Here is a 15,171-nt window from a genome sequence, read left to right on the forward strand (position 1 = left end):
GCAAGACACGGCAGGTCGCATCCGGACGTTTCCGGCTTATCCACGCATCCACACGGGGCACGCCATGAAGCTAGGTCTGACAGCACGTCTTTTCCCCTTCTGGGCCGACATCAAGGGCTATTCCCTGGAAGCCTTTCGCGGCGACATGGTGGCTGCCCTCACCGTGACCCCGGTGGCCGTGCCGCAGGCCATGGCCTATGCCCTCATGGCCGGGGTGCATCCGCAGTACGGCATCTATGCCTGCATGCTGCCGGTCATGGTGGCGGCCCTGTGGGGGTCCTGCCGCTTTCTGGCCGCCGGCCCCACCAATGCCACGTCCATTGTCCTGCTTTCGGCCATCGGCAGCACCACCGTGGGGGGCGTTCTCATTGCCGACATGCCGCCCTCCTATCAGATGACCTGCGTCTTTGCCATCACCCTGCTGTGCGGCATCATCCAGGTCTGCATGGGGCTTGCCCGCCTGGGAGACCTGGCCAATTTCATTTCCCAGTCCGTCATGCAGGCCTTTGCCACAGGTACCGCCCTGCTCATCGCCTCCAGCCAGCTGGAAACCGTGCTGGGGCTGCCCGGCAGCCATGCCGAAGGCTTTTTCCCCCAGGTCTTTTCGGCTGTCCGCCATCTGGGCGAGGCCAATGGCTGGTGCATTCTCATTGCTGCCATCAGCATTCTGCTGGTGGAGGTCTTCCGGCGTCTTTCCCGCCGGCTGCCGGCCACCCTGCTGGCGCTGGCCGGGTCGGGCATTGTGGCCTATTTCATGGACGCGGCAGACAAGGGCGTGCCCGTGGTGGGGGCCATCCCCAGCGTGGTGCCGCCCCTGTCCGTGCTGCCCATGGACCTGAGCATCTACCGCGATCTTTTCATGCCCGCCCTGGCGCTGGCGCTCATGGGTATGGTCACCTCCCTGTCCACGGGCAAGCAGCTGGCCAGCATGAAGGGCGACCGTTTCGACGGCAGCCAGGAACTCATCGGACAGGGCCTGGGCAATATTGCCGCCGGCTTCACGTCCAGCATCGTGGGCTGCGGTTCCTTTTCCCGCAGCGCCCTGGTGGTGACCTCCGGCGCCAGCACGCGCATGGCCACGGTCTTTTCCGGCATGCTGGCCCTGCCCATGCTCTACCTTATTGCGCCACTCATGACCTGGCTGCCCATGCCAGCCCTGGGCGGCGTGCTGCTGACGGTCTGTGTGCGCATGGTGGATGTGCCCGGCATCCGGCTGTGCCTCAGCGCCACGCGCATTGACGGCATCGTGCTCATCGTCACCTTTGCCGCCACCCTGCTGCTTTCCCTGGAGCAGGCCATCCTGCTGGGGGTGCTGCTGTCGCTTACTCTCTTCATCTTCAAGCTGGCACATCCGCGGGTTTTCCGTCTCAAGGCTGATGATCCCATGATGCAGCACGCTCCCGCCCCCCTGCCGGACGAGCTGGGCGTCTTCATCATCGAGGGCACCCTGTTCTTTGGCGCCATCCATGAGCTGGAGCGCCGCATCTATGAAGAAACCAGCAAGCCCGTGCGCGTGATCGTGCTGCACCTGGCGCGGGTCTTCTGGCTGGATGCCGCGGGCATCCATTCGCTGGAGCAATTTGTGGAGCGCTGCCACAAGCAGAAAATTCCGGTCATTCTGGTGGTTGGCAGCACCAATGTGCACAATATTCTGCGCCGCACTGGCCTGCTGAGCTATCTGGGCAAGGGCTTCATCACGCCCACCTTTGCCGACGGTCTCCGCCTGGGCTTTGCCACCTTTGAACGCATGCAGCGCGACCAGTGCCCCTATCTGCCCACGCTGCCCCCCTCCAAGCGGCTGGCCAGCCGCCATGTGCGGCATCCTCACACCCATCACAAGAACAAACACTGACATGGCCGCACAACCCGACATCATTCCTCCCTGCCCGCTGCCGCCCGGAGGCCAGCCCCGCCGGCTGCCCTTCGGCCATGACCTGCCATGGCTTGCCCCGCTGGCCGGCTACAGTGATCTGCCCTTTCGCCTGCTCTGCCGGGAGTACGGAGCCGCCGTCTGCGTTACGGAAATGGTCAGCGCCAAGGGCCTGGCCTATCACAGTGCAGGCACGGGCGAGCTGCTGCGCAGCCTGCCCCAGGACCAGCCGCTGGTGGTGCAGCTTTTCGGGGCAGAGGCCGGCTTTCTGGAACAGGCGGTCACCCGGCTGCGTGCGGCCGGATATGCCTGGTTTGACCTGAACATGGGCTGTTCGGTGCCCAAGGTGCTCAAGCAGAGAGCCGGGGCGGCCATGCTGGGAGATGTGGACCATGCCCTGACGGTGGCCCGCGCCATGATCCATGCCGCCGAACCGGGGCATGTGGGCTTCAAGTTTCGCCTGGGGCTGGATGACCAGCACCCGGTATGGACTGACCTGGCCCTGCGTCTTGAGGATGCGGGGGCCGGCTGGCTGACCCTGCACCCGCGCACGGCCCGGCAGGGCTTTGGCGGCGAGGCGGACCATGCCGCGCTGGCCCGGCTGGCGCCGCGCCTGTCCATCCCCCTGCTGGCCAGCGGCGATCTGTTCAGTGCGGCCGACGGGCTGCGCGTTCAGCAGCAGACAGGGGTAAGCGGCGTCATGTACGCCCGGGGCGCTCTGGCCGATCCGGCCATCTTTGCGGCCCACAGGGCGCTGGCGGCAGGCCGTCCCCTGCCGGAAAACACGCCGGAGCGCCTGCGCGCCATCATAGACCGGCACATCACCCTGTGCCGTCAGCTCTGTTCCGGCCAGGCCGCCCTGTGGAAGATGCGCAGCGTGGTACCGCGCTACGTCAAACAGCTGCCCGGCGCCAAGGCGCTGCGCCGCGCCCTCTGCCAGTGCACCAGCTGGGACGATCTGGACCGGCTGCTGGACGAGCATCTGCCCGCAGCCGCAGCGGCCGCCCCCGGCCACTAGCCGCCCCTTGCGGTCCCCACGGGGGCCGTCTATAACCAGCCATCATACATCCGCCGTCCGCCACCGGACGGGCAAGAAAAAGGACATATCATGGAAATTATCCGCGCCAAGACCGCCGGTTTCTGCATGGGCGTCAGTCTGGCCCTGCAAAAGCTGGACAAGGCCATTGCCGATGCCCGGGGCCGCCGCATTTGCACGCTGGGGCCTATCATCCACAATCCGCAGGTGCTGGCGGACTACGAAGCCCTGGGTGTACACTGCGTGGACAGCCCCGACGGCCTGCACGCCGGGGACCTGGTTGTCATCCGCGCCCACGGCATCACCCGTGACGTGGAAGAGGCCCTGCGCGCCTGTGGGGCCGAGGTCCTGGACGCCACCTGTCCCCGGGTCAAGAAGGCCCAGCTTTCCATCCGCAATGCCACGGCCCAGGGCGCCACGCTGCTGCTTTTCGGCGAGGCGGACCATCCCGAAGTGCGCGGCCTGCTTTCCTATGCCTGCGGGCCGGCTCATGTCTTCGGCAATCGCGAGGAACTGGCCGCGCTGGCCCCCGATCCGGCCGGTGTCTATGTGCTGGCCTCCCAGACCACCCAGGACAGGGGAGAATTTGAGCACCTTGAAGCGGCCCTGCGCGAGCGTCTGCCCCAGCTGGTGGTGCTGTCCACCATCTGCGATGCCACGCGCGAACGCCAGCAGGAAGCCCTGGCCATTGCCCACACCGTGGATGCCATGGTGGTGGTGGGCGGCCGGCAAAGCGGCAATACCCGCCGCCTGGCCTCCCTTTCCGCCCAGTGCGGCAAGGAGACCTTCCACATCGAGCAGGCCGGGGAGCTGCGTGCGGAAGATTTTGCCGGACGCCGGCGCGTGGGTCTCACCGCCGGGGCCTCCACCCCCCGCAAGCTCATTGACGCCACCGAAGCCTGGCTGAAGGCCCTGGCCTGACGCCGCCTGTGCCGGTCTTTCCCGGGGACCAGGCGTGCGCACGTGGGGAAAACGGCCGCCTCTTCCCGGTTTCCGGCGCTGCCACGGCGCGCCATACACAGCCAGGCAAGCAACGGCCCGTTATTGCCATGGCCCTTGGAACGGGGTATATTCCCCATTACTTTTGCCACTCTGTACACAGGGAAGGAGTTCCTCCATGCCTCTTGTTCTGGGAACTGCCGGACATATCGACCACGGCAAGACCTCGCTGGTACGCGCCCTCACCGGCATTGACTGCGACCGCCTGGAAGAGGAAAAACGGCGCGGCATCACCATAGACCTGGGCTTTGCCTGGGCCGATCTGCCGGACGGCGAGCGGCTGGGCATTGTGGATGTGCCCGGGCACGAACGCTTTGTGCGCAACATGGTGGCCGGTGCCGCCGGTGTGGACTTTGTTATGCTGGTCATTGCCGCGGATGAAGGCGTCATGCCGCAGACCAGGGAACACCTGGATATCTGCACCCTGCTGGGCATCACGCGGGGCTTTGTGGCCCTGACCAAGGTGGACATGGTGGATGCCGACTGGCTGGAACTGGTGCAGGAGGACGTGCGCGCCTTTCTCAAGGGGACCTTTCTGGAAGATGCGCCCATCTTTCCGGTATCCTCCCGCACCGGACAGGGCGTGGAGGAACTGCGCCGCTACGTGTTCCGCTGCGCGGCCAAGCTGCCGCCGCGCCAGACGCCGGATGTCTTCCGTCTGCCCATTGACCGCGTTTTCACCATGCGCGGGCACGGCACCGTGGTGACGGGCACCATCATTTCCGGCAGTCTGGAAAGCGGGGAAGAGCTGGAAGTCATGCCCGAAGGACTCCCCGCCCGCGCCCGCGGCCTGCAACGCCACGGCGCACCTGCCGAAGTTCTGCTGCACGGGCAGCGCTGCGCCGTCAACCTGCAGGGACCGGATACGGATGTGCTGCACCGCGGTCAGGTGCTCAGCCGCCCCGGCACCCTCTTTCCCTCGCAGCGCTGGCTGCTGCGCCTTTCCTGCCTGCCGTCGGCCCCGCGTCCGCTGCGGCAGCGCACGGAAGTGCATTTTCATCACGGCACACAGGAATGCGCGGCCCGGGTCATCTTTTTTGACCGCGATCGCCTGGCGCCCGGCGATGCCTGCCTGGCAGAGGTGCGCTTTGCGCATCCCCTGGTGGGCATATTCGGCGATCACTGTGTGCTGCGCGCCTATTCCCCGCTGCGCACCATTGCCGGGGGGCTGCTGGTGGCCCCCCTGCCGCCGGAACTGCGCGCCAGAGATCCGCAGCGCGCCCGCAAGCTGGACGCCTGCAACCGCCTGCACGAGCTGGGCAGCCCGGCCCATCTGGCCAAGGATGCCGGCCTGGAACTGGTCCAGACCCTGCTGGAACTGGCCGGCACCGCCGGCAGCAGCGAAGCGGCCCTGCAGGTCATGAGCGGTCTGGGGGCCTCCCGCCTGCACAAGGTGCTGCTGGCCCTTTCCTCGCGCGGCAAGGCCATCTGCTGGAACAACGAAAGCCTCCAGTGGATTGATGCCGGCGCCTTTGACCAGCTCATGCAGGCCGCCTGCGCCCGTGCGGCTGATCTGCATGCCCGCGAGCCGCTCAAGTCCGCCTTCAGCCAGGGAGCGCTGTGCACGGGCTGGAGCAAGGGGCTGCCGCCGCGCCTGGTGCAGCGCGTGCTGGAAACGGCCATCAAAAAGGGCCTGCTGAGCAGCGAGGGGGACGGGCTGCGCCTGTCGTCGCACAAGGTTTCCCTGGCCGGCGGACAGGCCCAGCTGCGGGAAAAGCTGCTGGATGCGCACCGCAGGGGCGGCATCACCCCGCCCAACCTCAAGGACGTGCTGGAAGAACTGGGCACCACGCCCAAGGAAGCCGGCCCGGTTCTGCGCCTGCTGGTGGAAGAAAAGGCGCTGGTGCGGGTAGCCGACGGCCTGTACTACAGCGCCGAGGCCCTGAACGACATTCTCGGCAGAACCCGCCAATGGTTCGAGACGCACGACAATCTCGACCTGGCCGGCCTCAAGGAAATCACGGGCCTGTCCCGCAAGTTCCTCATTGCGCTGCTGGAATACATGGACAGAGAACGAATTACGGTCAGGGTGGGCGATACGCGCCAGCTGCGCAGCACCCAGAACTGATCCCCCCAAACCCTCTTTCACTTCGGGAGAAATCGTATGGCTGAAAAAATTCTCGTTGTGGGCGGCGTTGCCCTGGGTCCCAAGGCGGCCTGCCGCTGCAAGCGGCTCATGCCTGATGCCGACGTGACCATCATCGACGAAAACGTCAAGATCTCCTATGGCGGCTGCGGCATCCCCTACTATGTCTCCGGCGAAATCAACAATGTGGACGAGCTGCGCGCCACCCCCTACAATGCCGTACGCGATCCGCAGTTCTTTGAAACGCTGAAGGAAGTGCATGTGCGCAACCAGACTCGCGCCGTGGCCATTGACCGTCAGGCCAAAACCCTGCTGGTCAGGAATCTGGTGACCGGCGTTGAAGAAAAGCTGCCCTATGACAAGCTGGTGCTGGCCACCGGCGCCACGCCGCGCATTCCCCCCGTGGAAGGGCACGACCTGGGCAACGTCTTTTCGCTTACCCGTCTGGAAGCGGCCGAGACCATGCGTCATGCCTGCGAAAGCGGCGCCGTCAAGGAAGCCGTGGTGGTGGGCGGCGGCTTCATCGGCCTGGAAGCGGCCGTGGCGCTGGCCGATATGTGGGGCATCAAGGTTTCCGTGGTGGAAATGCTGGATCAGATTCTGACCGTGGTCTCCCCCAACATGGCCAATATGGCCGTGCAGGACTGCCAGGCCCACGGCACGGACGTCTACACCGGGGAAAAGGTGGTGCGCCTGGAAGGCGAAAACGGCAAGGTCACCCGGGTCATCACCGACAAGCGCGAGCTGCCGGCCCAGCTTGTCATCTTTGCCGCCGGCTTTGTGCCCAATGGCCAGCTGGCCAAGGATGCCGGTCTGGATGTGGCGCCCTTTGGCGCCATTGTGGTCAACGAATACATGCAGACCTCCGATCCCTGCATCTATGCCGGCGGGGACTGCGTGGCCCTGCCCAATATCATCACCGGCAAGCAGGGCTATCTGCCCCTGGGCAGCATGGCCAACCGGCAGGGCCGCGTCATCGGCACCAACCTGGCCGGCGGCAGGGTCAAATTCCCCGGCTTTGTGGGCACCTGGGCCGTGAAGCTCTTTGACCTGTCCTTCTGCGGGGTGGGCCTGACCGTGGGCAAGGCCCGCAAAGAAGGCTTCGATGCCGTGGCCGTCAGCGTGGAACAGACCGACCGCGCCCACTTCTACCCCGACAAGGAACTCATGAGCCTGGAACTGGTGGTGGACAAGGCCACCCGCCGCGTGCTCGGCCTGCAGGGCGCCTGCGTGGATGGCGATGCCCTCAAGGCCCGCATTGACGCCGTGGCCGGTGTGCTCCAGTATGCCAAGCCCACGGTGGAAGACATCTCCAATCTGGAAGTGTGCTACGCCCCGCCCTTTGCCAGCGCCATGGATGTGGTCAATACGGTGGCCAATGTGGCGGACAATGTGCTGGCCGGACGCTTCAAGCCCCTTATGGCTGACGAATTCATGAAGCTCTGGCACGACCGCGCCAACAACAATATCTTCTTCATCGATGCCCGCCCGGCCAAGGCCGGCAAGGCCATTCAGGAACAGTTCCCGGACTGGCACTCCATTCCCCTGGAAGAAGTGCGCGCCCGCGTCAATGAAGTGCCCAAGGACCGCCCGGTGGCCCTGGTCTGCAATACCGGTCTGCGCGCCTACGAAACCCTGCTGGTGCTGGCCCGCAACGGCGTGACCGATCTCATGAATTCCATGGGCGGCATGCAGGCCGTGAAGAAGATGGGCCTCAAGCCCTAACCAGCCAAACAATAAACAATACCGCGGGGAGGCCCCCCTCCCTGCGGCATTGCCCATTGCCCCAGAACGGCCCGTTTCCTGCGGGAAAGGCCGTTTTGGGGCAGTTCTTTTTCACAGCAAATGCCCGTTCCCGGCGGTACAGCCCTGTACGAAACGGGCAATGCCGCAGGTATTTTCTGGCGTGGTCAGCAGGACTACCGAACGCGCTGCGCATCGGCATGGCAGGAAACGTGCCCCAGGCAAAAGACGGCATGGCGTTGCCACGCTGCGGGCAGCGCGCTTTGTGGTGAGCGGCCGCCCTGTCCCGCATACCTGCTCCGGCGCGCAGCCCCCCAGAAAAGAAAAACTCCCGCCGCATGGACGGGAGTTGGGGAAGACGAGAGCGCCGCAACAGGCAGCCTGCCGCACGAGTGCGACCCCTGCGGCAGAAGCTGGCAGGCAAAGTCTGTGCGATTCCTGCCCCGGGGCCTTCCCGCGGCAGGCGCATCAGCTCGTGAGCCGCCGCCCGTTGTCTACGAGCGGTAGTCCGCGTTGAGGCTCACATAATCGTGGCTCAGGTCCGAGGCATGCACGGCATAGACGCCCGGGCCGTCGCCCAGTTCGATACCCACCTCGATATCCTTGCCCTTGAGCAGCTCGGCAAGCTGCTCTTCCATATCATCATTGACGGGCTGTCCGTCGCGGAAGCGTTCGATGCCGCAGAGCGTCAGGCGCACGGCCTGGGGGTCAATGGGCACGCCGCTGCGGCCCACAGCCGCCACAATGCGGCCCCAGTTGGCATCCTGCCCGTAGATGGCGGTCTTCACAAGCTGCGAATGGGCCACCGTGCGGGCCACCTGCTCGGCATCGGCATCACTGGCCGCGCCGCACACGCTGATGTGCATGACCTTGGTGGCGCCTTCGCCATCCTTGACCAGCATATAGGCCAGCCGCCCCAGCACCTCGGCCAGGGCATCTTCCAGCAGGCGGGCGTCCTGTTCCGACGCCGCGGACACGCCCGATGCCCCGTTGGCCAGGCCCAGCACCGTATCGTTGGTGGAGGTGTCCCCGTCCACGCTGACACGATTGAAGGTCTTTTCCACAGAACGGGCAAACATGCCCTGCCAGGCCTCGCGGCTTACCGCCGCATCGGTGAGCACCACGGAAAGCATGGTGGCCATATTGGGACAGATCATGCCCGCCCCCTTGGCCATGCCCGCCAGACGCACCAGCCCGCCGGACAGATGCACCTGGCGCGTGACAAACTTGGGAAAGGCGTCCGTGGTCATGAAGGCCCGGGTAAAGGCCTCGGCATCATCACTGCCCAGACTTCTGGCCAGTTCCGGAATGGCTGCCCGCCAGAGGTCCATCTTGAGCTGCGCACCGATGACCCCTGTGGACAGGGGCACGATTTCGTGCGGCTCCAGGCCCACGGCCTCGGCCACCAGGCGCTGCGTTTCACGGCAATTGGCAAGCCCCTCGCTGCCGGTGCAGGCATTGGCCTGTCCGGAATTGGCCAGCACCGCACGGGCCGTGCCGTATTGAGCCAGAATTTCCTGGCTCACCTGCACGGGCGCCGCCTTGAAGGCATTGGTAGTAAACAGTGCAGCCATGGCGGCCGTCCTGTCGGAAACAATAAGCCCCACATCCGTGCGGCCCGGCGCCTTGAAGCCGGCAGCGGCCGTTCCTGCCCGGAAGCCCCGGGGAAGATCCGTATTCATAGTGCCCCCTTCATGCACACGGGGCGGGAATCCGCCATGCAGAGTCCCGCCCCATGATTATGCCCGTGTGCTGGACACGGCTAGCTCTTGCTCTTCTGGATTTCGTCGGCAATGGCCTGCGGCACGCGTTCGTAATGATCGAACTGCATGGTGAAGGTCGCGCGGCCCTGAGTACGGGAACGCAGGTCCGTGGCATAGCCGAACATGGAGGCCAGCGGCACCTGGGCGCGCACACTCTGGGCGCCGCCGGCGCGGGCTTCCATGCTCTGCACACGGCCGCGGCGGCCGTTGAGGTCGCCCATGACATCGCCCAGGTATTCTTCGGGCGTGACCACTTCCACGTCCATGATGGGTTCCAGCAGGACCGGACCGGCCTGACGCATGGCTTCCTTGATGGCCATGGAGCCGGCCACATAGAAGGCCTGTTCCGAGGAGTCCACTTCGTGGTAGCTACCAAAGACCAGGTTGACCTTGATGTCCACGCAGGGGAAACCGGCCAGAACGCCGGACTTCATGGCATCCTGAATACCCTTGTCGATGGCCGGGATGTATTCCTTGGGAATGACGCCGCCGGTGATGGAGTTGATGAATTCGTAGCCCTTGCCCGGATTCGGCTCCACCTCGATAACGCAGTGACCGTACTGGCCGCGACCACCGGACTGCTTGGCGTGCTTCATGTCCACCTTGGCATTCTTGGAAATGGTTTCGCGGTAGGCCACCTGCGGCTTGCCCACATTGGCGTTGACGTTGAATTCGCGGGTAAGGCGGTCAACGATGATTTCCAGATGCAGTTCGCCCATGCCGGCGATGAGGGTCTGGTTGGTTTCCTCGTCGCCCTTGACGCGGAAGGACGGGTCTTCCTTGGCCAGCTTGTTGAGCGCGGCGGACAGGGCATCGCGGTCGGCCTTGGTCTTGGGTTCGATGGCCACCTCGATGACCGGCTCGGGAATGTTGAGGGATTCAAGAATCAGCTCGCGCTTTTCATCGCAGAGCGTATCGCCGGTGGAGGCATTCTTGAGGCCCACCAGGGCCACGATGTCGCCGGCGCCGGCCCACTTGATGTCTTCGCGCTTGTTGGCGTGCATCTTGAGAATACGGCCGATGCGTTCCTTCTTGCCGGTATTGGCATTGTAGACGCTGGTGCCGGATTCCAGGCAGCCGGAATAGATGCGGAAGAAGGACAGATGCCCGATGAAGGGGTCGGAGAACAGCTTGAAGACCAGGCCGGCCAGCGGCTCCTTGTCATCGCAGTGGCATTCGATCAGCTCGTCTTCCTTGCCGGGCACATGGCCGGTCATGGGCGGAATGTCCACCGGCGAAGGCAGGTAATCCACCACGGCGTCCAGCACGGGCTGCACGCCGATATTGCGGAAGGCAGAGCCGCAGAACACGGGCACGATATTGCGGGCAATGGTGGCCTTGCGCACGCAGCCGCGGATTTCGTCCACGGTCAGGTCCTCGCCACCCAGGTACTTGTCCAGCAGGGCTTCGTCTTCCTCGGCCACGGATTCCAGCAGCTCGTGACGCTTTTCCTCGAACAGGGCCTGCATGTCGGCGGGCACATCTTCCACGGAAAATTCCGTCCCCTTGGATCCCTTGTCGAAGCGGATGGCCTTGCCTTCGATGAGGTCCACCACGCCTTCAAATTTGTCTTCGGCGCCGATGGGCAGCTGAAGCGGCACGGCCTTGGCGCCCAGGCGCTCGTGAATCATGGACACGCAGCGGAAGAAATTGGCGCCGATGCGGTCCATCTTGTTCACAAAGCAGATACGGGGCACATGGTAGCGGTCGGCCTGGCGCCACACGGTTTCGGACTGGGGTTCCACGCCGGCCACGGCGTCAAACACGCAGATGGCGCCGTCCAGCACGCGCAGGGAGCGTTCCACCTCAATGGTGAAGTCCACGTGGCCGGGGGTGTCGATGATGTTGATGCGGCAGTCCTTCCAGAAGCAGGTGGTGGCGGCGGACGTAATGGTGATGCCGCGCTCCTGTTCCTGCTCCATCCAGTCCATGGTGGATTCGCCGTCGTGGGTTTCGCCGAGCTTGTGCGACACGCCGGTATAGAAAAGGATGCGTTCGGTGGTGGTGGTTTTGCCTGCGTCAATATGGGCCATGATGCCGATATTGCGCTGTTTGTCTACGGCTACGGTGCGGGACACGGGATTTCCTCTCTAAAAAAGCTGTTGGATGCTTGAATCAACACCGCGCCCTTGCGGGCGCGGTGTGCTCTACGTGAAAACAGATGCGCGATTACCAGCGGTAATGGGCAAAAGCCTTGTTGGCTTCGGCCATGCGGTGCGTGTCTTCGCGCTTCTTCACCGCGCCGCCGCGGCCGTTGTAGGCATCCAGCAGTTCGGCGGAAAGCTTGGAGGTCATGCCCTTCTCACCGCGCGAGCGGGCATAGTTGATGAGCCAGCGAATGGACAGGGAAACCTGACGCTCGGGGCGCACTTCCATGGGCACCTGATAGGTGGCGCCGCCCACGCGGCGGGCCTTGACTTCCAGGTGGGGCTTGACGTTTTCCAGCGCCTTTTCAAAGGCGCGCATGGGATCTTCACCGGTCTTTTCGGCCAGGTTGTCCAGCGAGCTGTAGAAAATCTTTTCGGCAGCGCCCTTCTTGCCGTCATACATGAGACGGTTGACAAACTTGGTCACCAGGCGGCTGTTGTACAGCGGATCAGGCAGAACTTCCCTCTTGGGGACAGGACCTTTACGGGGCATGATATTCTCCTTGAGAACAGATAGGTGGCGGCGTTACCAGCCCCGCAACGCTCCGGCGCGACGCGCGGCCCGGGAGCGGTGCATGGCAGACGCCGAACGGCACAGAAACTACTTGGGACGCTTGGCGCCGTACTTGGAACGGCTCTTGCGACGATCGGACACACCGGAGGTATCGAGGGTACCGCGCACGATGTGGTAACGCACGCCGGGCAGGTCCTTTACACGGCCGCCGCGGATGAGCACCACGGAGTGTTCCTGCAGGTTGTGGCCTTCACCGGGGATGTAGGCCGTCACTTCGATACCGTTGGTCAGGCGCACACGAGCAACCTTACGAAGAGCGGAGTTGGGCTTCTTCGGGGTGGTGGTGTACACACGGGTGCACACGCCGCGGCGCTGCGGGCAGGCCTGCAGGGCCGGGGTCTTCTTGCGCTTCACTTCCGGCGTCCGCTCGATGCGGATGAGCTGGTTGATAGTAGGCATGAATTCCTCCAAAAAGTTCACACGTTCCCCATGCGGGGCAGCAGACGGCACCATGCCGATTCTGCCTAGAGCAGCGGACCATACCCGGTATGCCGGCTTCTGTCAAGCGAATCCCCGGCGCCGGCCTGCTCAGAATTCGTAGATCAGGCGGGCATGCCCCACAAGACTGTCCCGCACGCCGGTGGCCGCCTCCAGCCCCACGTCCACCCGCAGCGGACAGGATGCCGGCGCAAAGGCCAGCCCCAGCCCCAGCACGGCCGAATCCCCCCGCAGAGATGAGGAAGACAGGCTCCAGTCATAGTCTCGCAGGGTGGCGCGGGCCGTTCCGGCAAATTCGTGCTCCCAGGCGGCATCGGCATAGGGACTCACCCAGTCCGTGAGGGCATAGTCCAGCCGCACGCCCAGGCGCAGGCGGTGCGAGTCCAGGGCATCAAGGGCAAAGCGGTCATTGAGCAGGGTCACGTCCGCGTCGTCCAGATGGGCATAGGCATAGCGGGCATAGACCCCCAGCAGCACATCTTCCATGGGCGCTGCCTCAAAGCCCAGCTCCGCATGGCCGCCCCAGTAGGCCGCGCAGGCATCGTAGTCCGCCACGCCCAGCATGCCGATATCCCGGCTGCTCTCCCAGGTGGAACGCAGCTGCCCGGCCCGCAGGCTGGCGCTGGCGTTCAGGCCGGCGGCCCCTTCCGCCCGGCTGCGCCAGCGTGCCATGACGCCTCCCCCGGAAGCCCAGGCGCTGCCATCGCCCTCGAAGTCCGAGTGCAGCGCCCCGTGGGCCGTGAAGGTCCCGGCCTGAAGAAATTCCGCAAACAGACCCGCCGTCAGCAAACCGGCCTCGCCCGTCCAGCTGCGGGCCAGACCGGCCACAAGCTGCGTGCCCTGCCAGCCCGTGTCTTCCCCCGCGTCATAGCGGGCGGCGCCCCCCTGCACGGCGGCAAAGGCGGCCCACCGCCCCTCTGCCCGGCGCGCGGCAGCCTCGGCCTGACGCAGGGCCATACCGGCCACCAGGTCCTGCCCGGCCTGTAACAGGCCCAGCTCGGCCACCCGCTGCAGGGTCAGGGCACGTGTCTGGGGATTGAGCCGGAGGCCGGTGTCCGCCACCGTGAGCTCCAAGGCATCGCCTCCAGATGTCTTGCTTATCGTTCCGTCAAAGATCACCCCGAAACCATGGTGCGCCTGGCGCACCTGCCCATTGTCCGCCAGGGTCACGTCCGTTACCCCGGGACCCTGCAACAGCACAAAACGATCACCGGCCTGGAGGTCACTGCCCCCCAGCCCTCCGTAAAAGGTGAAGGTCGTGTCAGCCAGGGTACTATTGGTCCCCGTGATGGTCATGATGGTGTCGCCGGAACGGGCGCCCAGCGGCAGAATCATGTTCAGGCGCTCGAAACCGGCGACATTTTGCACGCTGCCCTGCCAGCCCAGCACATTGAGCATATTGCCGCTGCCGGCATTGGGCACAGGCGTAAAGGCAAGCCCTGAAGTGTCCGCATTCGCCGTTGTTCCTGCGCCACCGTACAGGGTGGCCTGCGCCACATCGGCCCCGGCCAGCAGGGTCACGCCATTGTGCATGGCGCTGCCAGACGTACCGCTGTACACGCCGCCCATAACCGTCCCCGTCACGGAGCCGCCGCCCAGCACCACGGAATTGCCCAGCGCCTCGGCCTGCCCCTTCCCGCCGCTGCTGATACTGGCCCAGCCCCCCACCAGGGGGCCGGTAATGGTGCCGCCCTGCACCACCACCAGGTTCCTGCGGGAAACGGCGCTCACATTGGTGGCGTAGCTCCAGCCGGCGATAACCGTTCCGCTCAGGCTGCCCCCGTTGATGGCCACCACATTCTGTTCGGCATCGGCATTCTGCAGGGCAGAAGCATGCCCTCCAGAAACCAGCCCTGTAACGGTGCCACCGTCCACCTGCACCAGATTGCCGGAGGCCAGCGCATAGTCGCCACTGTCATTGGCACTGCCGCCCGTAATGTTCGCCACCTGCGCCGTGCCCGACACAAGCACCACATTGCCGGTGGCGTAGGCCTCCCCTTCCATGCTGGCGGCACTGCCGCCAAAGACATCGCCGCTCACGCTGCCGCCGCTGATGCGCACCACATTGCCCAGCACGTGGCCGCTCTGGAGCGGGGTTGCCATCTGCGCGCCGAACAGGGTCTGCACCGTGCCGCCCTCCATGTCCACTGTGGCCCCCTGGATGACGCCCCGGCCCATTTCAAAATGATATTCCCCGTAGACCACATCATAGTTGCCGCTGGTCAGCGTCACATGCCCGGTGCCGAGCAAATCCTGTGCCTGTGCCGCACAGGACAGCATGCTGCCGCCCAGAACACACAGAAACCCAAGCAATAGTCTGACCGCCCTGCCCTGCAAAGAAAATCGCCCTGGCATACCTCACCTGCCTTGCCTGTTCACACCCCGGACACGCCGCCCGCGCGGCATGCCCTGCCGTACCATCGCTTTTCCCATAGCAGAAAGGCGGAAGCGCTGCCAGTGCCTCCCCGGACAGTTTCTGCATGCGCCGTGCCTGATGGCACGGACGCAAAACACA

Annotated in this window: 10 protein-coding genes; 5 read left to right on the forward strand and 5 right to left on the reverse strand. The window is 64.8% G+C overall.

What is annotated here, in order from left to right; genetic code table 11:
- Positions 1–64 precede the first annotated feature (64 nt).
- The 5 genes from Q0J57_RS08775 to Q0J57_RS08795 all read left to right on the forward strand — a co-directional run bounded on the left by Q0J57_RS08775 (position 65) and on the right by Q0J57_RS08795 (position 7,716).
- A complete protein-coding gene (locus Q0J57_RS08775) occupies positions 65–1,852 on the forward strand; it encodes a SulP family inorganic anion transporter (protein WP_297219351.1) in 1,788 nt (595 codons plus the stop codon).
- Between the two features lies 1 nt (position 1,853).
- Entirely contained in the window at positions 1,854–2,888 is a 1,035-nt protein-coding gene (locus tag Q0J57_RS08780; protein WP_297219353.1) for a tRNA-dihydrouridine synthase family protein, read from the forward strand.
- 90 nt (positions 2,889–2,978) lie between these two features.
- Positions 2,979–3,827 (forward strand): 4-hydroxy-3-methylbut-2-enyl diphosphate reductase, encoded by an 849-nt coding sequence (gene ispH, locus Q0J57_RS08785; protein WP_297219355.1) that lies wholly within the window; start codon positions 2,979–2,981, stop codon positions 3,825–3,827.
- A gap of 196 nt (positions 3,828–4,023) precedes the next feature.
- Complete coding sequence (gene selB, locus Q0J57_RS08790) at positions 4,024–5,973, forward strand: selenocysteine-specific translation elongation factor (RefSeq protein ID WP_297219357.1); 1,950 nt, start codon at positions 4,024–4,026, stop codon at positions 5,971–5,973.
- A gap of 36 nt (positions 5,974–6,009) precedes the next feature.
- Entirely contained in the window at positions 6,010–7,716 is a 1,707-nt protein-coding gene (locus Q0J57_RS08795; protein WP_297219359.1) for an FAD-dependent oxidoreductase, read from the forward strand.
- A 512-nt stretch (positions 7,717–8,228) separates the two neighbouring features.
- Here Q0J57_RS08795 and argJ read toward each other — a convergent pair.
- The 5 genes from argJ to Q0J57_RS08820 all read right to left on the reverse strand — a co-directional run bounded on the left by argJ (position 8,229) and on the right by Q0J57_RS08820 (position 14,936).
- Positions 8,229–9,416 carry a bifunctional glutamate N-acetyltransferase/amino-acid acetyltransferase ArgJ gene (gene argJ / locus Q0J57_RS08800; RefSeq protein WP_297219361.1) on the reverse strand — a complete coding sequence of 396 codons (1,188 nt, stop codon included), beginning with the start codon at positions 9,414–9,416 and terminating at the stop codon, positions 8,229–8,231.
- Positions 9,417–9,496: 80 nt separating this feature from the next.
- Positions 9,497–11,575: an elongation factor G gene (gene fusA, locus Q0J57_RS08805; protein ID WP_297219363.1), complete on the reverse strand. Its 2,079-nt coding sequence runs from the start codon at positions 11,573–11,575 to the stop codon at positions 9,497–9,499.
- 91 nt (positions 11,576–11,666) lie between these two features.
- Positions 11,667–12,137 (reverse strand): 30S ribosomal protein S7, encoded by a 471-nt coding sequence (rpsG, locus tag Q0J57_RS08810; RefSeq protein WP_297219365.1) that lies wholly within the window; start codon positions 12,135–12,137, stop codon positions 11,667–11,669.
- 108 nt (positions 12,138–12,245) lie between these two features.
- Complete coding sequence (gene rpsL, locus Q0J57_RS08815; RefSeq protein ID WP_297219367.1) at positions 12,246–12,617, reverse strand: 30S ribosomal protein S12; 372 nt, start codon at positions 12,615–12,617, stop codon at positions 12,246–12,248.
- A 129-nt stretch (positions 12,618–12,746) separates the two neighbouring features.
- Positions 12,747–14,936: an autotransporter outer membrane beta-barrel domain-containing protein gene (locus tag Q0J57_RS08820; RefSeq protein WP_297219369.1), complete on the reverse strand. Its 2,190-nt coding sequence runs from the start codon at positions 14,934–14,936 to the stop codon at positions 12,747–12,749.
- Positions 14,937–15,171 lie beyond the last annotated feature (235 nt).

It is taken from the genome of uncultured Desulfovibrio sp. (genome assembly GCF_944324505.1).
GTDB lineage: Bacteria > Desulfobacterota > Desulfovibrionia > Desulfovibrionales > Desulfovibrionaceae > Desulfovibrio.